Origin of the sequence: Wenzhouxiangella sp. AB-CW3, assembly GCF_014725735.1 — a bacterium.
Taxonomy (GTDB): domain Bacteria; phylum Pseudomonadota; class Gammaproteobacteria; order Xanthomonadales; family Wenzhouxiangellaceae; genus Wenzhouxiangella.
Window position 1 is genome coordinate 1,817,391 of record NZ_CP061368.1, and the last position, 20,185, is coordinate 1,837,575.

The window sequence follows — 20,185 nt, forward strand, 5'->3', positions numbered from 1 at the left end:
GATTCCTGCTTATCCCTGGTCGCTTGCGACGATATCGAGATCGACCACAGCGGTGGTGTCCTCATCCTTGTCGGCGCTGTCGTTTCCGCCAACAAAGCTCGGGTGGCTTTCCGGGTCGGTGGCGGCGGTCCCGTTCTGCTCTTCAACCCAGCGACGATAGTCCTCGGGGGAAATCGCCTCGATGACGATGGGCATGAAGCCGTGGTCCTTGCCGCACAGCTCGGCACACTGGCCGCGGTAAACACCTTCTTCCTCGATGTACGTCCAGGCTTCATTGACCATGCCGGGGATGGCATCGCGCTTCCAGCCCAGATCGGGCACCCACCAGGAGTGAATGACGTCATCGGCGGTCAGCAGGAAGCGAATCCGGGTGTTGGTGGGCAGCACCAGCCGGTTGTCGACCTCGAGCAGGTAGTTGTCGACATCGCGAGGGTCGATGCCCGATCCGATCTGGCGAGCACGGTTGCTTTCACGATCCAGGGCCGAGAAGAAACTGATGCCGTCTTCGATGTAGTCGTACTTCCAGAGCCACTGGTAGCCGGTGATCTTGACGTTCATCTCCGCACCACCGGTGTCTTCCATGTCGATAAGGACGGTGGTGGCCGGAATGGCAATCACGATAAGGATGAGCACCGGAATCGTCGTCCAGGTGATCTCGGCCTTGGTGGAGTGAGTGAACTTGGCCGGTTCGTACCCCTTGGACTTGCGATGAACGACGACCGATGTGAACATCGCGGTAAACACCAGTATCCCGATGACCGTGACAATGCCCATGACGGTGTTGTGCAGCTGGTAGACGCTCTGACTGAAGGGCGTGACACCACGCGGCATGTTGTCGCCAACGGCAAACAGGCCCCAGGTGATCACGGTGACCACGGCCAGCACTGCCAGTGCGACGATCAGTTCGTTGGTTCTCTTCATCCTCGATTCACCATGTCAATGTTCATTCATCGCTCCATGCCGATCGCGGCCGGAGACATTCTTTCAGCGCCCGTGCCAGGTCGAGCCGTTCCGGTACCGGCAGAAAGGAGCCGATCACCTGACGTCGTCCCTGGCAACTGAGTACCACGTGCCGTTCACCCAGGGCACCCTCTTTGATCTTTACTCTCAGCCAGGAGGCCGGCCAGACCGTTCGTTTCTGCTGGCGGTGGTCATAATGCTCGACCACGACCTCTCGCCGGCCGACCAGGAAGCGCTCTCGTGCCCAGTTGCCGCGCCATGCCAGTCGCAGACACCACCCGACCAGAACCAGGTGGGCAACGGCAACCAGCATGATGGGCCAGTAGCCCATGATGGTGGTCGCCAGGGCCAGCAACAGCACCACGGCGCTGAGACCCAGAAAGACCGCGGCCAGCCTGTCCAGCGTCATCGACAGATTCGAGCGGGCTTCAATGACCGTCAGATCATCACCTGCCTTGCTGTGCTGCACCTCGATCACGATGGCGGGCCATGCCCGGTTTGATTTTGGTCAATATTCTAGCCCAAGCGGTCAGTCACGGGTAAGCCGAATTCCACTTTTGGGCAAAATCCGGTGCTGCGCTGGCCCTCTGGGCAGTAGCCCCGCACCTCGGTGCTTCGGTTACACTTGGCGGTTTGTTCAACACGCAACTCAGTAGAGCCTCTCAGCATGACGCAGACCACCCCAGAATTTGTCGCATCGGACCTTCCCGAGCAGGACTCCCTTCGCACCGCCATGGACCGGGCCTGGCTGGTCGACGAGACTGAACACGTGCGCTTTTTGCTCGAGCAGGTACAGCTCAATCCGGGTCGCCGCAGCGCGGTGCGCGACCGGGCCGTGGAGCTGGTGCGACAGGTCCGCGAGCGCAGCCGTGACGCCGGGGTCATGGAGGCCTTCATGCGCGAGTACGACCTGTCGTCGGAAGAGGGCGTGATTCTGATGTGCCTGGCCGAGGCCCTGCTGCGCATCCCGGACAACGAAACGGCCGAAAAGCTGATTTCCGACAAGCTGTCCGATGCCGACTGGGAATCGCATCTGGGCAAGAGCAGTTCAGTATTTGTCAACGCTGGCACCTGGGGCTTGATGCTGACTGGACGCATGGTCAGCGTCAGCGATTCGGCCCGGCGTGATCTGGGATCGGCCTTGACCCGGATCGCCAACAAGTCCGGCGAGCCGGTGGTGCGGCTGGCCATTCGCCAGGCCATGCGCATCATGGGTCACCAGTACGTCATGGGGCGCAATATCGACAAGGCCCTGGAGCGCTCGCGCAAGAAGGCCAATCGCCGTTTCCGCTACTCCTTTGACATGCTCGGTGAGGCTGCCATGACTGCCGAGGATGCCGAGCGCTACCGTCACTCCTATAGTGAAGCGATCGATTCAATCGGACGCTCCACCGACGACCCGGACATCTTTTCGGCACCGTCGATCTCGGTCAAGCTCTCGGCCCTGCACCCGCGATATGAGTTCACCAAACGTGATCGTTTGATGACCGAGCTGGTGCCGGTACTTCGGGATCTCGCCTGCCAGGCACGTGACCACAATATTGCCCTGACAGTCGATGCCGAGGAAGCCGACCGGCTGACCATTTCGCTCGACATCTTTGCCGAGGTGCTGCGTTCGCCCGAGCTGAAGGGCTGGGACGGATTCGGCCTGGCCCTGCAGGCCTACCAGAAGCGTGCCTGGGTGGCGATCGACTGGCTGGCCGAGCGGGCGCGGGAAACCGGCCACCGCATTCCCATTCGCCTGGTCAAGGGCGCCTACTGGGACACCGAGATCAAACTGGCCCAGATCGAGGGGCTGGATGGGTACCCGGTGTTTACCCGCAAGGTCAACACCGACCTCAGCTACATTGCCTGCGCCGCCAAGCTGCTGTCGATGGGCGACGCCTTCTATCCGCAGTTCGCCACGCACAATGCCCACACCATTTCGATCATCACCGAACTGGCCGGCGACAACAGCGAGTTCGAGTACCAGCGCCTGCATGGCATGGGTCAGCAACTCTACGAAGAGGTGCTGGACAATGATGGCTTTAATGGCGAATGTCGGGTCTACGCTCCGGTCGGCAACCACAAGGATCTGTTGCCCTACCTGGTGCGCCGGCTGCTGGAAAACGGTGCCAACACCTCGTTTGTCAATCGAATCGTCGACGAGAAGCTGCCGCCCGAGGAGGTCGTGGATGACCCGATCGGCGAGGTCCAGGCCCTGGCCACGATCCCGCATCCGAAAATCCCCCTGCCGGCTGATATCTACGGCAAGGGCCGGACCAACAGCCGGGGCATCAATTTCCCCCAGGAGTCGGTGCTGGCTGCGCTGACTGCCGAGATGACCACGGCCGCCGGGCGCGACTGGGAAGCGCGTCCGCTGGGCCACGATGTGCCGAGCACGGGCGAGACCGTCGAGGCGCATTCTCCGGCCGATCTTGGCCGGCGGGTTGGCCAGGTTCGCTGGACGCCGGTCGAACATGCGGGCAAGGCCGTCGATGTCGCACTGGGCGCCCAGCTTGAGTGGGATCGACAGGGTGCCGAACATCGGGCCGACGTGCTCGATCGTATTGGAGATCTGTACGAGAAGCATGGCCCGGAGCTGATGGCCATGTGCGCGCGAGAAGCCGGCAAGACGTTGCATGACGGCATTGCCGAGGTGCGCGAAGCGGTGGATTTCCTGCGCTACTACGCCATGCAGGCCAGGCAGCATATGGCCGAGCCCATGGTCATGCCCGGGCCGACGGGTGAGCACAACGAATTGCGCCTGCACGGACGCGGCGTGTTTGTCTGCATCAGCCCCTGGAACTTTCCCCTGGCCATTTTTACAGGCCAGGTCTGTGCCGCGCTGGTGGCGGGCAACAGCGTCATTGCCAAGCCGGCTGAACAGACGCCCATCGTGGCCACGCGAGCCGTCGAGCTCATGCACGAAGCCGGGGTGCCGGCACAGGTCCTGCAGTGTCTGCCCGGCGATGGACGTCTGGGTGCGGCCCTGACCAGCGATGAGCGCATCGCCGGAGTGGCCTTTACTGGCTCGACCGAAACGGCGCACCGCATCAACCGGACCCTGGCCGAACGCACCGGTTCACTGGCCACCCTGATCGCCGAGACCGGCGGGCAGAATGCCATGATCGTGGACTCTTCGGCATTGCCCGAGCAGGTCGTCGATGATGTCATCCAGTCGGCGTTTCACAGTGCCGGACAGCGTTGCTCGGCGTTGCGAATTCTGTGTGTGCAGGCCGATGTGGCTGACCGGGTGACGGAAATGCTGGCCGGTGCCATGGCCCAGGTCAGGCTCGGTGATCCTGGCTTGCTGGAAACCGATGTCGGCCCGGTGATCGATCAGGATCAGCTCGACATGCTGAAGGCTCATGCCGACCGCATGGAGCGCGAGGGCCGCCTGATTGCTCGCACGCCGTTGCCGGAGGACTTGCCCAAAGGTTACTGGTTCGCGCCCTGCGCCTACGAAATTGAAAGCATCGACCAGCTCGAAGGCGAGGTGTTTGGCCCGGTGCTGCATGTCCTGCGCTACCGGGCACGCGATCTCGACAAGCTGCTGGATCGGATCAATGCCATCGGCTACGGCCTGACCGCCGGGGTGCACAGTCGCATCGACCGGGTCCAGCACCACATTGCCCACCGGCTGCATGTCGGCAACGCCTATGTCAATCGCAACATGACTGGCGCGGTGGTGGGCGTGCAGCCCTTTGGCGGCGAAGGCCTGTCGGGAACCGGCCCCAAGGCTGGTGGTCCGCATTATGTATTGCGGTTCTGCACCGAGCGCACCCTTACGGTCAATACGGCTGCGGTCGGGGGCAACGCATCCCTGCTCGCGTTGTCAGACAATTGAGCCGGCACTCAGGCAGAGTGTCGGTCTGACCCATATTCGAGGGCAGCCCGGGTGGGCGATTTCGAAACCAGGTAGCCATGTACGAACAATATTTCGGACTCAGCGAGCGCCCGTTCTCGATCACGCCCAACCCGCGCTTCGTCTATCTCAGTCAGCGTCATCGCGATGCCCTGGCGCACCTGCTCTATGGCGTGGGGCAGGGCGGTAGCGGCGGTTTCGTGCAGCTGACCGGTGAGGTGGGGACCGGCAAGACCACGTTGTGCCGCGTGGTGCTGGAGCAGATTCCGGACAACACCCAGATTGCGCTGATTCTCAATCCCATGCTCAGCCCCGCCGAACTGTTGCGGGCCATCTGCGGCGAGCTGGAGATTGACCTGGCAGACAGTGATGGCAGCCTGCAGAGCATTCAGGACCATCTCAACCGTTTCCTGCTCGACAGGCACGCAGCCGGACAGAAAGTGGTCCTCATCATCGATGAGGCGCAGAACATGAACCGGGAAGCGCTGGAGCAGATCCGCCTGCTCACCAACCTGGAAACCGCCACTGACAAGTTGCTGCAGATCATCCTGATCGGACAGCCGGAACTGCGTGAGCTGCTGGCCCGGGCCGAATTGCGTCAGCTGGCACAGCGCATCACCGCCCGATTCCATCTGGATCCGCTCAATCGCGACGAGACCGAACACTATATTCGCTATCGCCTTGAAGTCGCCGGTGCCGAACACTGCCCGTTTACCGATAAGGCACTGCGTGCCATTTTCGAGGCTTCGGAGGGCATACCGCGCCTGGTCAACATCATCGCCGACCGTTCCCTGATGGCCGGCTACGCCCGGGAGCAGGAGCGAGTGGGTGCCGGCCTGGTCTGGGCTGCCGCCCGCGAGGTGGCCGGCGAGGAGCCCGAGCCATCGGGTGGGTGGCTGCGCGGCACCGTGGCGGCACTGTCAGTCGGCCTGATTCTGGCCGCGGGTGGTGCGCTGGGCTGGGCCATCATGCATGAGCGCGAACCCGATGCCGGGCAGAGCATGGCCGCCTGGCAGAACATGCTTGCCGGACTGGGGCCGGATTCCGCCTGGGCCGAAATGGCCACCGTCTGGCCACGTGTCAATCGTGCCGAAATCGTGGAAGCCTGCACGGCGCGGGACTCGAACCAGGCCGGTTTGGCCTGCCTGACACTGCGTGGTAGCTGGAATTATGTGGTCAGTATTGGCCTGCCCGTCATCCTCAGCCTGGAGCAACCCCATTCGGCCCGTGTGCTGATGGTGGGTATGGATGGTGACCATGTGGTCCTGCGTTACCACGGGCAGGACTACCGCGTGCCCGTGCGCCAGCTCGACCGGCGCTGGCTGGGCGATTTCTACGTTGTCTGGCCCGATGACGGCGGCCTGCTGCGCCTGGGAGATTCCGGCAGTGAGGTGGAGCGAATGAAGCGTCTGGCCGAGGAAGTCGGCGAGCCGGAATGGACGGGTGGAACCGGTGACCAGTATGATGAGGCTTTCCGTCAGTGGGTGGAGGCGTTTCAGCGTCGACATGGTCTGGCCGACGACGGCGTGATCGGGCCGGCCACGCGCTTGTTCCTCAAAGCGCCTCACGACGACGCACCCGCACTGCAGACAGATTTCAACGGAGGCTGAAACCGGCGTGTCCTTCATTCTCGATGCCCTGAGAAAGTCCGAAGCGCGTCGTCGTGCCGGCGAGGTGCCCGATCTGCACTCGTCGCAGGATGACGGACGCTACTCCCGTCGTCGATGGCGGCGCCCTTTTCGCCATCTGTTGTGGGTGGTGCCGTTGTTCCTGGTGATCGGCGGTGTTGGCGCCTACCTGACCCAGCCGGGCTGGCTGCCGCTCGTGCCGCAGCAGGAGCCGGCCGCGCCGGTGGCCGATGTTGCCGACGAGGAGCTGGCTGATCCCGAGCAAGCGCTGGCTGATGCCCGGTCGGCTGATGCGATCGACACCCTCGACGAGGCGCCTGAGGAGGCCGCCGAACCCGAGACGGCCGATGTGACCGAGGATCGCCGGCGGCGCTCGCCACCCCGGGCATCTGAACGCGACGTCAGTCGTCCGGCCGTGCAGCGGGAGCGTATCGTCACCGATCATGACGACGCCATGGCCGAGATCGAGCGCCAGGCGCGCGAGGTTGAACAGCGCGCCCGGGACGAGGCCACGGAAGAAACCACAGAAGAAACCAGGCCGGAAGATCTCACTCCCGCAACCGACGAGCCCGAGCAGGAGATCGCCGAGGCCGATCCCGACGTCGACGAAGCGGCGGTTGAGGCGTTGACCGAGACCACCGACGGAGAATGGCGGCCGTCTGCCGCCGAGTATGTCAGGGCCTGGGAGTTGCCGCTGTCCGTGCGGCGAGAGCTTCCCGATCTCAACCTGAGCATTCATGTCTTTTCGCCGGAAGAGGGAAGCCGGTTCGTGCTGATCAACGGAGAACGCTACGTGCCCGGCGACCGCCTGGCAGATGGTGCGCGCTTGGTCGATATTCGGCGTGAAGGGGCCATCGTCGATTTTCGCGAGCACCGATTCCTGCTTGAACCGTGATTGTCCAGCGTCTGTCGCCGACGCGCCGGCAAGCGGCGACCTGGCCCCTGACCCTGCTGGGGCTGGGCATTACCTGCCTGTCGATGAAGGTCGCCTATTCGCTGCTTGAACCGCCCCTGGCCGAGGCCTGGCTGCACTTCTGGGGGTTCGTGCCCGCCGAAGTGATGTCCGTGCTGGCCGGTCCGGTGCGAGGCTGGCTGGACCAGCATCTGCTCGGGCTGGTCACGGCCCTGTTCATTCATGCCGAATGGCTGCACCTGGCCGGCAACCTGGCCTATCTTTGGGTCTTCGGATTTCCGGTCGAGCGGGCCCTGGGTCACTGGCGTTTCTTCATGCTCTTCCTGGCACTGGGCCTGCTGGCCAACCTGGCGGTGGCCTGGCAGATGGGTAGTGCCAGCACGCCGGTTATAGGCGCCAGCGGGGGTGTTTCCGCCATCATCGGCATTTACCTGGGCCTGTTCCCGCAGCGTCGGATGGGGCTGTGGATACCGCTGGGGCTTTTCCTGCAATTCGCCCGGGTCCCGGCTCTGCTGGTTATCGGCTCCTGGTTCGTCCTGCAGTTGCTCTACAGCCTGTTCGGCCCCATGTCCGGAGCGGTGGCCTGGTGGGCCCATATCGCCGGATTTATGGGCGGACTGGTCGCGGCGCTGAGCATGCGGCTGTTCGCCGGCCGGATCGATCAAACTTTCTACGACGACTGAAACAGGCAAGCATGTACAAGGTATCTTTTCTCAATCAGGGCAAGGTCTACGAGCTGTTCGCCCGCAAGGTCAGCGGCAGCGACCTGTCCTACGGATTCATCGAGGTTTCGGAGCTGGTCTTCGAGGATGACAGCGGCATGGTCATCGATCCCACGGAAGAACGCCTGCGCGAGGAGTTTGCCGATGTCGAGGTTCTGCATGTGCCGATGCACTCGGTCATTCGGGTCGAGCAGGTCAAAAAACGGGGCACCTGTGTGATTCGCGACACCCAGACCGGCGAGAAGGTGACGCCGCTTCCGGTTGACGGCCCCCGACGCAAGCGCTGAGCGGTGCGCGCCGGAGTCTGGTCGCGCTGCGGGGGCTGTGCTAAGGTTCCCGGCTGTTGCAAAAGGGAATCAACCATGCACTACAGAATTCGGCATTTGCTGTTGGGCCTGAGCACGCTGGTCCTGACCTCCCTGGCCATGGCCGGTCCCGATCACGACAATCCGGGCGAGCGTTTCTGGGAAGCGCTGACCGAGTTGTGCGGCAAGGCGTTTTCCGGCGAGATGACCGGTTTTGCCAGACCCTCGGATGATGGCTGGCTGGGTCGCGAAGTGATCATGCACGTGCGTGAATGCAGTGAGGAAGAGATCCGCATTCCGCTGCACGTGGGCGAGAACCGGTCACGCACCTGGATCGTCAGCCGTACCGACGACGGCTTTCGCCTCAAGCACGATCATCGCTACGACGACGGCTCGGAAGAGTCGGTCACCTGGTACGGCGGGCAGACCACCGATCCCGGGCGCAGTTGGCGCCAGACCTTTCTGGTTGACGATTACTCCCGGGCCCTGTTTCTGGCCAACGGACTGGAAGCCTCGATCGACAACCTGTGGTCGATGGAGGTTCGGCCGGGCGAGCAGTTTGCCTACGAGCTGGTGCGCCCCGGTCGGGTGTTCCGCGCCGAGTTCGATCTGACCCGTTCAGTCGAGCCGCCGCCGGCACCGTGGGGCCACGAATAGGCGGTCAGCAGTCGACAGAAACGACTCAAATAGCAAGTACAAAACCATTCGGGGAATCTACAAGTCATGAGTCAGAACACCAACGAGGGGCAGGGCGCCTCACCCAATCCAGACCTGCACAAGGTTTTGCCGGGCGAGCGGACCCGGCTCGAGCGGATCCTCGGCGGCATCGAAGTGGCTGGAAACAAGCTGCCTGACCCGGCCGTTCTGTTTTTCCTTCTGCTGATTTTTACCTGGGTGCTGTCCTGGCTGCTGTCCGGCATCAATTTCGGTATCGAACATCCAATGACTGGAGATCCGATCCGGGTCATCAACCAGCTCGCCGGCGACGAAATGGCCAGTTTCCTGGCCAATATGGTTTCGACATTCGTCAATTTTGCACCATTGGGCGTGGTGTTGGTGGCCATGCTCGGAGTGGGCGTGGCCGAACACAGTGGTTTCATCAACGCCGGCCTGCGGGCGACGCTCAACGTCACCTCCGCGAAGCTGCTCACCCCGATCCTGATTTTGGTCGCGGTCATGAGCTCCACCGCCGTCGATGCCGGGTACGTGGTGGTCATTCCGCTTGGCGCGGTCATGTTCTATGCTGCCGGGCGCCATCCACTGGCAGGCATTGCCGCCGCCTTCGCCGGCGTTTCCGGAGGATTCTCGGCCAACTTCATTCCCTCGGCGCTCGATCCCATGCTCGCCGGGATCACCCAGGAAGCGGCCCGGGTCATCGATTCGGACGTGGTGGTCAATCCGCTGGCCAACTGGGGCTTCATGGCCTCATCCTGCCTGCTGGTCGTCGTACTGGGCTGGTGGCTGACCGACCGGGTCATCGAGCCGCGCCTGATCAAGGACACGCCGGTCGACGGCGACATGTCCGATCAGCCGGAAATGAAGGCGCTGGAGCCTCACGAGCGGCGTGGCCTGACCTGGGCGTCAATCTCGATTGTCATCGGATTGCTTATCCTGGTGGCAGTTGCATTGCCGGAGGGATCGCCCTTGCGCGATGGCGAAGGCAATCTGGGCTCCTTTGATGCGCCCCTTATGGCCTCGATCGTGCCGCTGATCTTCCTACTGTTCGTCATTCCCGGCATTGTCTACGGCTATGTGGCACAGACCATCAAGAGTCACCGCGACATCGTCGAGGGCATGTCCAAGGCGATGTCGTCACTGGGCTACTACGTGGTCATGGCATTTTTTGCCGCCCAGTTCATCGCCGCGTTCGGCAACTCCAATATCGGACTGCTGCTGGCCATGTCGGGAGCCAGTGTGCTTGAAGCCTTGAACATGCCGGCGCAGATGACAGTCATCGGCATCATGCTCCTGACCGTGGGCGTGAACATCTTCGTCGGCTCGGCATCGGCCAAGTGGCTGCTGATCGCACCCATTTTCGTGCCCATGCTCATGCAGCTCGGTATCTCGCCGGAGCTGACCCAGGCGGCCTATCGCATTGGTGACTCAGCATCGAACATCATCACGCCGCTGCTGCCGTACTTCCCGCTGATCGTGGTGTTCTGCAAACGCTACTACACCGAATCGGGAATTGGCACGCTGATCTCGCTGATGCTGCCGTACTCGGTCGTGCTTTTCCTGGGCTGGGCGGCCTTCCTGCTGCTCTACTGGTTCATCGGGCTGCCGCTGGGTCTGCAGGCTCCCTACACCTATCCCGGCTGACCGGTAGGGTCTGCCGCCCCCTGAGCGCCTTGCCTCAGGGGGCGCGATCGGCCGGCGGCACTGGCAGGCCGTTAGGCGAAGGCTCCATCAGGTGGCTGACCGGAACCAGCTCGACGCCTTGTTCGTCGAGCCGGGGAATGTGGTTTTCGAGAAACTCGACGGTGGTCTGGTGCGGATGCCCGATGGCAATGGCGCTACCGCGCTCGCGGGCCACCGCAATCAGGCTTTTCCAAGCCTTGGCAATGGCCTCGGGCTGCGGGTCGTGATCGAGAAACACGTGGCGTCGGCCTGATGGCAGTCCGGCCTTCCGGGCCTGTTGTTTCAGCAGCGAGCCCGGCACCGTGTAGCTGTCGAGCACGAATAGCCGGGTGCCGTGCAACCTTTCCAGCAAGTCAATGCTGCCGACCAGGCGGTTCACGGCATCGCCGTCGGTGGTGAAACGGCTGCCCTGGTGATTGTTCAGGCCGATGGCATGCTCGACGCGTTGCGTGGCCCATTGCAGATGGGCTGCCATGCGCATCGGTGTCCACTGGGGTTCGATACAGGTCGCGCGATACTTGCAGTCGTCATGCAGGATGCCCGGCAGGGGCATGTGGATCAGCACCTCGCGTTGTTGCCCGGCGGCGTGGCGTGAAAGCGTCGGAGCCAGTGGGCCGTCGGGGATAATGGCCACGGCAACTCGCTCGTCCAGCCCAAGAACCCGTCGATCATTGGTCTGGAGGTATCCCAGATCATCGATGACCACGGCCACCCGGGCTGGCTGGTCGGCCGTGGCCGGCAGGCAGAAGAGGATCAGTGCGACTGCAAGCACTTGCGCGTCAAGGTGCCGCAGTATCGATGTAGTCTGGCCGGGCATGCTCAGCGCGCCACCCAGTTGACCGGGTCGACCGGCTGGCCGTCCCTGCGCAGTTCGAAGTAGACACCCGGCTGGTCATTGCCGCCACTGTTGCCCACTGTGGCAATGGTTTCACCCGGGTTGACCCAGTCACCGACGTCTCGCAGCAGGGACTCGCTGTGTGCATACAGGCTCATGAAACCGTCTCCGTGGTCGATGATCAGCATCAGGCCGTAGCCGCGTAGCCAGTCGGCATAGGCTACCCGCCCGTGGGCGATGGCCTGGATCGGCTCGCCGTGATCGGCCTGAATCAGCCACCCGCTCCACTGCATGTCGCCGCCCCGGCGGTCGCCAAAACTGCGTACCACGGGGCCGTCCACCGGGGTCGGCAACTCGCCGCGCAGCTCAGGAAAAGGCGCGACCTCAAAGTCGGGTGGTACATCGGCCAGGGCTGTGGCCAGTTCGTCCAGCAGCCGGCGCAGCTCCTCGGCGTTGGCTTCCAGGTCGGCCACGCGCTCACGATCGTCGCGAATCCTTTCTTCCAGCCGTGCCAGAGCCTGTTCACGTTCGGCGCGGGCCACTTCCAGTTCGGTCAGTTCAGCTTCCCGCCCGGCCAGCAGATCGGCCTGGCGGGATTCCTCATCGGCCAGGGCCAGGCGCGAGACCTGCAGTGATGCCATCGTGCGGTTGAGCTGCTCGATGGCATCAAGGCGCGCCCGGGCCAGGTAGCCGTAGTAGGCCATTTGTCGGGACAGTCGCCGGGGATCATCCTGGTTGAGCAGCATCTTCAGGCGGGAGTCGCCGCCATGGCGGTAGGCAACGGCCAGTTGCCGGGCCAGCGCATGGCCGTGTTCCGCGGCATCTTTCTCCAGTTCGTCGATCTGTGCTTCCAGCGACGAGATATTGTCGCGGGTCTGTTCCAGTGCGGAGGCCGTCTCACGCACCTCGCGCTGGGCAGTGGAAACCCGGCGCTCGGCATTGGCCAGTGCTTCGAGGCGCCGGTCGCGCTCGCCCAGGTTGCGATCGATGCGCTGCTGGATACCCGAAATCTCCTCGCGCAGGGCTTCCAGGCGCGCCTCGATCTCTTCGGGCGTTTCGGCCGTGGCGGTCAGGGCCATCCCCAGAAAGAACAGTCCGAGACCGAGCACCCCGCAGGAGTGACTCAACGAACATCGTTGCATTCGGGCAGGTTCAGTCACCGGCTCCCTGGCTGATATCAACCAGGGGGCGCCCGGTCATTGCCTCCGGAACTTCGAGATCCAGAAGAGACAGCATCGTTGGCGCGATGTCGCGCAGGCTGCCGCGCGCTTCCAGCCGGGCCGGGCGCGGGCCCACGTACAGGAACGGTACGGGGTTGGTAGTGTGCGAGGTATGGGGCTGGTGGTTCTCGGGATCGCTCATCTGTTCGACATTGCCATGGTCGGCGGTGACCAGCATCTCTCCACCCGCCCGGCGCACGGCCTCGTCGACACGGCCGAGGAGCTGGTCGACAGCCTCCACCGCCTGTACTGCCGCTTCGAACACCCCGCTGTGGCCGACCATGTCAGGGTTGGCCACATTGCAGACGATGACATCGAAGGTCCCGCTCTCGATGGCGGCGACCAGCTCGTCGCTCAGGCGCGGGGCGCTCATTTCCGGCTGCAGGTCGTAGGTCGCCACGTCCGGCGACGGGATGAGGCGGCGTTCCTCGCCGTCAAACACGGTTTCTTCACCGCCGTTGAAAAAGTAGGTGACATGAGCGTACTTCTCGGTCTCGGCAATGCGTAACTGACGCATGCCGGCGGCCGAAAGCTCGGCGCCCAGCAGGTGTTCGAGCGTGGACGGAGCAAATGCCACTTCGGTATCGAAATCTTCCTGGTAACGGGTCATCGTAACCATCGAGGCCAGCGCTGGTCGGCGAGCCTGGAAGCCGTCGAAATCGAGGCTGACGAATGCGCTTGTGAGCTGACGGGCCCGGTCGGCCCGAAAATTGATGAAAATGACGACATCCTGGTCCTCGACGCGCCGGCCACTGCCGATGACCGTGGGTTTGACGAACTCGTCGTCCTCGCCACGACCATAGGCCTGGCTCAGGGCCTCGGAGGCGGTGTCGCAGTTGAATTCCCCCTTTGCCTCGACGATGGCATCCCAGGCCGCGCGGGTTCGTTCCCAGCGCTTGTCCCGGTCCATTGCGTAGTAGCGACCGCTGACACTGGCCACGCAGGCCCGATCATGGTCCGCCACCGCCATTTCGAGTCTCTGGATTGAAGCCTCGGCGCTGCGTGGCGGCATGTCGCGCCCATCGAGAAAGGCGTGAACGGCGACTTCAGGAGCGCCCTGTTCCAGGCTCATGGCAAGGGTCGCCAGCAGGTGATCTTCATGGCTGTGTACGCCGCCGGGCGAAAGCAGCCCCATGATGTGTACGCAGCTACCGTGTTCCCGGGCCTTTGCCACGGCGCCGGACAGGGCCGGGTTGTCGGCCAGACTGCCATCGGCAATGGTCTTGCCAATCCGGGTCAGCTCCTGGTAGACGATTCGGCCGGCTCCGATATTGAGATGTCCGACCTCGGAGTTGCCCATCTGCCCCTCGGGAAGACCAACGGCCTCGCCGGCCGTATCGAGCAGAGCGTGCGGGCAGGATGTCCAGAGTCGGTCCCAGTTTGGGGTGCATCCGGTACTGATGGCATTGTCCGGGGCCGCCTCGCGATGACCCCAGCCATCGAGAATCAGCAGAACCAGGGGCTGACATTGACTCATCGGGCTTGTTTCCTCTTGAGAATCAGGTCTATCGCATCAATTATCCCATAGCTGCCGTTGCTGCAAGGGTGGAATTCCCTGCTCCCGAGCCGTCGGGCCCTGGCCGTAGTCAGCAAACCGCCGTGACTGCGGTTGTCCGAATATCGGACCGGGGTGCTGGCAACAAGAGCCAGTTTGCAGGATAATGGGCGGCTTTGACTCGAGCAGTTTAGGTGATGGAGCGAATCTTCGAATTCATCGGCAACCACCCGGTATTGACCGGCATCTTTGGCGTCGTGCTGCTGGCCTGGATCATCTACGAAGTCAGCCGACTGACACGGCCCTGGAAGGAAGTGGACACGCTGGGAGCGGTGCGCATGATCAACCGCGAGGAGCCGATCATTCTCGATGTCTCCAACAGCACCGACTTTGCAAAAGGCCATATCCATGGCGCGCTGCATATGCCGCCTTCAAAGATCGAGGCGGGCAATCAACAGTTGCTCAAGCACAAGGACCGGCCGGTTATCGTCTATTGCAAGAACGGCCAGGTGTCGCCGCAGATGGCCACCCGGCTGAGCCGGCTCGGGTTTGCCAGTGTCAGCCTGCTCAGTGGCGGTCTGACGCAATGGCAGGCGGACCAGCAGCCGGTTACCCGCCACAAGGGAGCGGCGAAACCGGATCGAAAAGAGCGCAAGAAGAAAAAGGACGCCAAGGGCAAGCAGGGCGACGAGGCCAACTGACCGCTTTCGTCGTCTGTTTTCATTTTCAACCCAACTTCATTCAAGGATAGAACTCAAGTCATGGCAGAAGAAAACCAGGGCGCCGCGGGCGCCAACCAGGCCAATCAGCAGCAGGGCGCAAGAATGGGCGTTCAGCATGTCTACCTGCGCGATGCTTCCTTTGAAGCCCCCAATGTTCTCGAGCTGGACCAGAGCTCCGGCCAGCCCGACGTCAACCTGAACCTATCGCAGCGCTCCAACCAGATCGACGAGAATCGCTGGGAAGTGGTGCTGTCGATTACGGTGACTTCCAAGCAGGCCGGCAAGACCGCCTTTCTGTGCGAAGTGCACTATGGCGGTATTTTCCAGTTCGGTGGTTTCACCGAGCAGCAATTGCCATACGTCATCAACGTGCTCTGCCCGGATGTGCTGTTCCCTTATTGCCGGAATCAGATTTCCAGCATGGTCAGTGCCGGTGGCTTTTACATGCCGCCGCTGCAGCCGATCAACTTCGAGGCCATTTTCCGGCAGCGCCTGGAGCAGGCACAGCAGGAAGGTGATCAGAATCAGCAGGCAAACGGACAGGATCAGAGCGAAAGCGCGCAGGCCCAGCAAGGCAGCGGGCAGGGCGACGAAGCCCAGAGCGACGCCGACAACTGATTCATGACCACAACCGTTGCCGTACTCGGCGCCGGTTCCTGGGGAACGGCGCTTGCCATGCAGCTTTCGCGCATGGAGCATTCGGTCCGGCTTTGGGCGCGCGACGCCCGGCAGGCCGACGAAATGCAGCAGACGCGGGTCAATCGGCGCTACCTGCCGGACCTGGAGCTGGCCGGGAACATCAGTGTCTCGGCTGATTTCGACCGTTCCGTGTCGGGCGCCGACCGGGTACTGGTGGTCACGCCCAGTCATGCGTTTGCCGAAACGCTGGATCGTCTGAAGAGCCACCTGGACGAGCGCATGGGTCTGGCCTGGGCCAGCAAGGGGTTCGAGCCCGGCAGTGGCCGGCTGCTGCACGAGGTGGCCGTTGATCGGCTGGGCAAGGACTTTCCTCTGGCCCTGGTCACCGGTCCGTCGTTCGCCCGTGAGGTGGCCGAAGGTCTGCCAACGGCCGTGACCGTGGCCGCAAACTCGCCGGACTTCGGCCAGCGTTGGGCCGAAATGCTGCATGGCGTCAGCTTTCGTGCCTACTACACGGCCGATCTGGTGGGGGCTGAACTGGGCGGTGCGATCAAGAACGTGCTGGCCGTGGCCTGCGGCATGGTCGATGGCCTGGGCCTGGGCAGCAATACCCGGGCCGCCCTGATCACACGTGGACTGGCCGAGATGATGCGGCTGGGGCAGGCCCTGGGTGCCGACCCCCGCACCCTCATGGGGCTGGCCGGCATCGGCGACCTGGTGCTGACCTGCACCGGCGACCTGTCGCGCAACCGACGACTGGGTCTGGCGCTGGGCCAGGGCAAGTCACGCGACCAGGCCGTGGCCGAGATCGGTCAGGTGGTTGAAGGTATCAAGACCGCCGAAGAAGTCATGCGCCTGGCCGAGAAGGCGGGCGTCGAGATGCCGATATCCGAGCAGGTCCACGGCATCCTGTACAAGGGCTGGAGCGCGAAGAAGGGTGTTCAGGTCCTGATGGAGCGTGAACTCAAGCGCGAAACAGAGTAGTACGACCGGGCCGTCCGGCCCGGCATTCTCCCTTTTGTCCAAGCGACGATATGGCCGGCGCCGCATGCGCGCTGGTGCTGCGGCGTGTGCGCGCGCCAGGTCGGAGCACATTCACAGGAAAGATCGGGCTGTGCTCTTGAAAGGCGGGGCTTTAGGGCGTATCGTAGGCGCTCGGCACAATATCTTGTGCAACCGATCCATCTTCGACACAATAGGTTGTGGATCGAGGGGTGGGTAACCTGTGAATAATCAAGACTATCGGATCATAATCAAGAGGTTGCGGGTATGAGCGTTTCGGCAGAAGACCTTTCGGCGGCGCTCCCGGAGATTGCATTCCAGGACGCTTCCCTGGACATCTGGGACAAGAAGTATCGGCTCAAGTCCAAGTCGGGCGAGGTGATCGATCGCGACATCGATGACACCTACAAGCGCGTGGCGCGGGCGCTGGCCGAAGTCGAGGAGACCCGGGACAAGCGGGAACACTGGTACCGGGAGTTCCTGTGGGCCCTGCGTCGGGGCGCGATTCCGGCCGGCCGGATCACCTCCAATGCCGGTGCGCGCGAACACAAGCCGGCCACATCGACCATCAACTGCACGGTTTCGGGCACGATCCGGGATTCGATGAACGACATTCTGGGCAAGGTCCACGAAGCCGGACTGACCCTGAAGGCCGGGTGCGGTATCGGTTACGAGTTTTCCACGCTCAGGCCCAAGGGTGCCTACGTGTCTGGCGCCGGCGCCTATACCTCTGGGCCGCTGTCGTTCATGGATATCTACGACAAGATGTGCTTTACCGTCTCGTCTGCCGGGGGGCGGCGCGGGGCGCAGATGGCGACCTTCGACGTGTCGCATCCCGACGTGATGGATTTCATTCGGGCCAAGCGTTCCGATGGTGTGCTCAGGCAGTTCAACTGCTCGCTGCTGATCACCGATGATTTCGTGCGTGCGGTGGTGGATGATACCGAATGGCCGCTGGTCTTTCCCGTGCTTGAGTCGGAGGCTGACGAGCTGAACCTGGAAGATCCCGAGCAGGTGCTGTGGCGGGAATGGCCGGTCAGCCAGGGCTATGTCAGCAATGACGAAGGTCTGGTCGCCTGCAAGATCTACCGCAAGGTGCCGGCACGGCGCCTGTGGAACATGATCATGACATCGACCTACGACTATGCCGAGCCGGGTTTCGTGCTGGTCGATCGCATCAATGAACAGAACAACAATTGGTGGTGCGAGAACATCCGTGCCACCAACCCGTGCGTGACAGCAGATACCTGGGTGCAGACCACGGACGGCCCGAGGCAGGTTGGGGATCTCGTCGGGCGGCCATTTTCGGCGGTTGTTGACGGCGCTGGTCACGCTAGTGGGCCGGAAGGCTTCTTCAAGACTGCAACCAAGGCGGTGGTGCGGCTTGTCACCGCTGAAGGCTATGAATTGAAACTGACCCGTGATCACCGCGTGCGTCGAGTAAGCGAGTTCACTCGTCACCAGACCGACACCGAGTGGTGCCAGGCAGGTGATCTGCAACCGGGTGATCGCGTACTGCTCAATGATCATCGTGATGCCCCGCAGTGGGACGGTGCGCTTGACGAGAACAAGGGCTACCTGCTCGGACTGCTGGTCGGCGACGGCACTCTCAAGGAGGACACTGCGGTTTTGTCGGCCTGGCAGGAAGCAGCCATCGCAAACGGCGAATGTGCCAGCTCCGGTGTCAGTTCCATCATGCAGGTGGCAGAAGCTGCGGCACGATCACTTCCTCACCGGGCGGATTTCCAGGGTTGGGCCTTGGTTAAGGGAAGAAACGAGTTTCGTCTCAAGTCCGCAGCCGTCAGAAATCTTGCGCATGATATGGGAATGTCTCCGGGCAACAAGACCGTCACGCCGGAACTCGAAATGGCTTCGGCAGCCGGGTATCGCGGTTTTCTGCGTGGGTTCTTTGATGCGGATGGCAGCGTCCAGGGCAGTCAGGCCAAGGGCGTTAGCGTACGACTTAGCCAAAGTGACCTTGATTGTCTTCAGGCCGTTCAGCGAATGCTGTTGCGCCTGGGAATTGCCTCGAAGATCTACAAGGATCGACGCAAGAAGTCCCACAGCCTGTTGCCCGACGGCAAGGGTGGCCAACGGAGTTATCCGATTCGCGCGCAGCATGAACTGGTCATCAGCAATGAAAATCTGCTGCGATTCAATGAAATTATCGGGTTCGCTGACTCGGGCAAACAGGGGGTGCTCGATCAACTTCTTGAAGGCTATGCCCGCAGGCTCAACCGCGAACGCTTTACTGCCCGCGTCACGGCTATCGAAGAGGCTGGCACGCAAGACGTATTCGATGTACAGGTACCGGGGATCAATACATTTGATGCCAATGGTCTGCATGCGCACAACTGTGGCGAACAGCCGCTGCCGCCCTATGGCGCCTGTCTGCTCGGTTCGGTCAACCTGACCCGTTTTGTCGAAGACCCGTTCACCGAGAATGCCCGTTTCAACTGGGATGAGTATCGGCGCACGGTGCAGATCTTTACCCGCATGCTCGACAACGTCGTCGAGATCAACGGCTTGCCGCTCGATGAGCAGAAGCGCGAGATAATGTACAAGCGGCGTCACGGCATGGGCTTTCTTGGTCTCGGCTCGGCCCTGACCATGATGCGCATGCAGTACGGCCGTCCGGAATCGTTGGAGTTTGCCGAACGGGTAGCCCGGGAGATGGCCGTGGCTGGCTGGGAGACGGCCATCGAGCTGGCCGAGGAGAAGGGCCCGGCCCCGATCATGCTCGACGAGTTCGAGGTCACGCCCGAAATGCTGCGCAAGCGCCCGGAGATGAAGCGCGATGGCTTCAAGCCGGGCGACCGTGTACCCGGTCGCATCCTGCATGCCCGCTACAGCCGATACATGCAGAGAGTGGCCGAAGTGGCGCCCGAAGTGGTTGAGCGCCTGGCCGAAACCGGGGCACGTTTCACCCATCACACCTCGATCGCGCCCACCGGCACGATTTCGCTGTCGCTGGCAAACAACGCGTCGAATGGTATCGAGCCGAGCTTTGCGCATCACTACAATCGCAACGTGATTCGTGAGGGCCGCAAGAGCAAGGAAAAGGTCAGCGTCTATTCCTATGAGCTCCTGGCCTATCGCACGCTGGTCAATTCGGCGGCCATGCCGTACTCCGAAGCAGCCGATGAACAGCTTCCGGATTATTTCGTGACCGCCGAAACCATCACGCCAAAAGAGCATGTTGGCATTCAGGCCGCGGCCCAGAAATGGATCGACAGCTCCATTTCAAAGACCGCCAACGTGCCGACCGACTATCCCTACGAGGACTTCAAGAACATCTATCTGTTCGCATGGGAACAGGATCTCAAAGGGTGCACGACCTTCCGCTTCAACCCTGAGGCATTCCAGGGTGTTCTGGTGACCGACAAGGATCTGGAATCCACCACCTATGTCTTCGAGCTGGAAGATGGGTCGAAAGTGGAGCTCAGAGGCAATGAAGAAGTGGAGTATGACGGCGAGACACATACCGCCGCCAATCTTTTTGATGCCCTGAAAGAAGGCTACTACGGCAAGTTCTGATG

16 protein-coding genes are annotated in these 20,185 nt (G+C 62.4%); 11 read left to right on the plus strand and 5 right to left on the minus strand.

The features are described 5' to 3' along the window. Positions 1-9: 9 nt before the first annotated feature. Both coxB and IC757_RS07930 read right to left on the minus strand, forming a co-directional pair. Entirely contained in the window at positions 10-921 is a 912-nt protein-coding gene (coxB, locus tag IC757_RS07925; RefSeq protein ID WP_190976784.1) for a cytochrome c oxidase subunit II, read from the minus strand. A gap of 22 nt (positions 922-943) precedes the next feature. Further along, entirely contained in the window at positions 944-1,438 is a 495-nt protein-coding gene (locus IC757_RS07930) for a DUF2244 domain-containing protein (protein WP_190976785.1), read from the minus strand. A gap of 189 nt (positions 1,439-1,627) precedes the next feature. Here IC757_RS07930 and putA point away from each other — a divergent pair, with 189 nt between their 5' ends. From putA to IC757_RS07965, 7 genes are all read left to right on the plus strand, one after another. Next, positions 1,628-4,789 carry a bifunctional proline dehydrogenase/L-glutamate gamma-semialdehyde dehydrogenase PutA gene (gene putA / locus IC757_RS07935; RefSeq protein ID WP_190976786.1) on the plus strand — a complete coding sequence of 1,054 codons (3,162 nt, stop codon included), beginning with the start codon at positions 1,628-1,630 and terminating at the stop codon, positions 4,787-4,789. A 77-nt stretch (positions 4,790-4,866) separates the two neighbouring features. Continuing rightward, positions 4,867-6,417, plus strand: coding sequence for an ExeA family protein (locus IC757_RS07940; protein ID WP_190976787.1), 1,551 nt, complete (start codon positions 4,867-4,869; stop codon positions 6,415-6,417). 7 nt (positions 6,418-6,424) lie between these two features. Further along, on the plus strand, positions 6,425-7,330 hold the full coding sequence (locus IC757_RS07945; RefSeq protein WP_190976788.1) for a general secretion pathway protein GspB: 906 nt from the start codon (positions 6,425-6,427) through the stop codon (positions 7,328-7,330). Further along, entirely contained in the window at positions 7,327-8,031 is a 705-nt protein-coding gene (locus IC757_RS07950; protein WP_223846310.1) for a rhomboid family intramembrane serine protease, read from the plus strand. The genes IC757_RS07945 and IC757_RS07950 overlap by 4 nt, the downstream gene beginning before the upstream one ends. Before the next feature lie 11 nt (positions 8,032-8,042). After that, positions 8,043-8,357, plus strand: a complete 315-nt coding sequence (locus tag IC757_RS07955) for a DUF1820 family protein (RefSeq protein WP_190976789.1) — start codon at positions 8,043-8,045, stop codon at positions 8,355-8,357. Positions 8,358-8,432: 75 nt separating this feature from the next. Next, positions 8,433-9,032 carry a hypothetical protein gene (locus IC757_RS07960; RefSeq protein WP_190976790.1) on the plus strand — a complete coding sequence of 200 codons (600 nt, stop codon included), beginning with the start codon at positions 8,433-8,435 and terminating at the stop codon, positions 9,030-9,032. Positions 9,033-9,098: 66 nt separating this feature from the next. Then, a complete protein-coding gene (locus IC757_RS07965; RefSeq protein ID WP_190976791.1) occupies positions 9,099-10,694 on the plus strand; it encodes an AbgT family transporter in 1,596 nt (531 codons plus the stop codon). Positions 10,695-10,728: 34 nt separating this feature from the next. Here IC757_RS07965 and IC757_RS07970 read toward each other — a convergent pair whose 3' ends face one another. From IC757_RS07970 to gpmI, 3 genes are read right to left on the minus strand one after another with little or no spacing between them, the layout of a single operon-like run. Continuing rightward, positions 10,729-11,550, minus strand: a complete 822-nt coding sequence (locus tag IC757_RS07970; protein ID WP_223846311.1) for a divergent polysaccharide deacetylase family protein — start codon at positions 11,548-11,550, stop codon at positions 10,729-10,731. A 2-nt stretch (positions 11,551-11,552) separates the two neighbouring features. Next, positions 11,553-12,695, minus strand: a complete 1,143-nt coding sequence (locus tag IC757_RS07975; protein ID WP_223846312.1) for a murein hydrolase activator EnvC family protein — start codon at positions 12,693-12,695, stop codon at positions 11,553-11,555. A 25-nt stretch (positions 12,696-12,720) separates the two neighbouring features. Beyond that, positions 12,721-14,265 (minus strand): 2,3-bisphosphoglycerate-independent phosphoglycerate mutase, encoded by a 1,545-nt coding sequence (gpmI, locus tag IC757_RS07980; RefSeq protein ID WP_190976794.1) that lies wholly within the window; start codon positions 14,263-14,265, stop codon positions 12,721-12,723. A 215-nt stretch (positions 14,266-14,480) separates the two neighbouring features. Here gpmI and IC757_RS07985 point away from each other — a divergent pair, with 215 nt between their 5' ends. The 4 genes from IC757_RS07985 to IC757_RS08000 all read left to right on the plus strand — a co-directional run bounded on the left by IC757_RS07985 (position 14,481) and on the right by IC757_RS08000 (position 20,183). Continuing rightward, the gene (locus IC757_RS07985) at positions 14,481-14,984 is read left to right on the plus strand and encodes a rhodanese-like domain-containing protein (RefSeq protein ID WP_190976795.1); all 504 of its coding nucleotides are present in this window, start codon (positions 14,481-14,483) and stop codon (positions 14,982-14,984) included. Positions 14,985-15,044: 60 nt separating this feature from the next. Further along, on the plus strand, positions 15,045-15,623 hold the full coding sequence (gene secB / locus IC757_RS07990; RefSeq protein ID WP_190976796.1) for a protein-export chaperone SecB: 579 nt from the start codon (positions 15,045-15,047) through the stop codon (positions 15,621-15,623). A 3-nt stretch (positions 15,624-15,626) separates the two neighbouring features. Further along, entirely contained in the window at positions 15,627-16,628 is a 1,002-nt protein-coding gene (locus tag IC757_RS07995) for an NAD(P)H-dependent glycerol-3-phosphate dehydrogenase (protein WP_190976797.1), read from the plus strand. Positions 16,629-16,913: 285 nt separating this feature from the next. Continuing rightward, positions 16,914-20,183 carry an LAGLIDADG family homing endonuclease gene (locus tag IC757_RS08000; RefSeq protein ID WP_190976798.1) on the plus strand — a complete coding sequence of 1,090 codons (3,270 nt, stop codon included), beginning with the start codon at positions 16,914-16,916 and terminating at the stop codon, positions 20,181-20,183. Positions 20,184-20,185: the final 2 nt, after the last annotated feature.

Bases quoted from the DNA above. Each gene is read 5' to 3' on its own strand.
- coxB (WP_190976784.1), bottom strand. From the start codon at position 921: ATGAAGAGAACCAACGAACTGATCGTCGCACTGGCAGTGCTGGCCGTG.
- putA (WP_190976786.1), top strand. From the start codon at position 1,628: ATGACGCAGACCACCCCAGAATTTGTCGCATCGGACCTTCCCGAGCAG.
- IC757_RS07940 (WP_190976787.1), top strand. From the start codon at position 4,867: ATGTACGAACAATATTTCGGACTCAGCGAGCGCCCGTTCTCGATCACG.
- IC757_RS07955 (WP_190976789.1), top strand. From the start codon at position 8,043: ATGTACAAGGTATCTTTTCTCAATCAGGGCAAGGTCTACGAGCTGTTC.
- IC757_RS07960 (WP_190976790.1), top strand. From the start codon at position 8,433: ATGCACTACAGAATTCGGCATTTGCTGTTGGGCCTGAGCACGCTGGTC.
- IC757_RS07965 (WP_190976791.1), top strand. From the start codon at position 9,099: ATGAGTCAGAACACCAACGAGGGGCAGGGCGCCTCACCCAATCCAGAC.
- IC757_RS07970 (WP_223846311.1), bottom strand. From the start codon at position 11,550: ATGCCCGGCCAGACTACATCGATACTGCGGCACCTTGACGCGCAAGTG.
- gpmI (WP_190976794.1), bottom strand. From the start codon at position 14,265: ATGAGTCAATGTCAGCCCCTGGTTCTGCTGATTCTCGATGGCTGGGGT.
- IC757_RS07985 (WP_190976795.1), top strand. From the start codon at position 14,481: ATGGAGCGAATCTTCGAATTCATCGGCAACCACCCGGTATTGACCGGC.
- secB (WP_190976796.1), top strand. From the start codon at position 15,045: ATGGCAGAAGAAAACCAGGGCGCCGCGGGCGCCAACCAGGCCAATCAG.
- IC757_RS07995 (WP_190976797.1), top strand. From the start codon at position 15,627: ATGACCACAACCGTTGCCGTACTCGGCGCCGGTTCCTGGGGAACGGCG.
- IC757_RS08000 (WP_190976798.1), top strand. From the start codon at position 16,914: ATGAGCGTTTCGGCAGAAGACCTTTCGGCGGCGCTCCCGGAGATTGCA.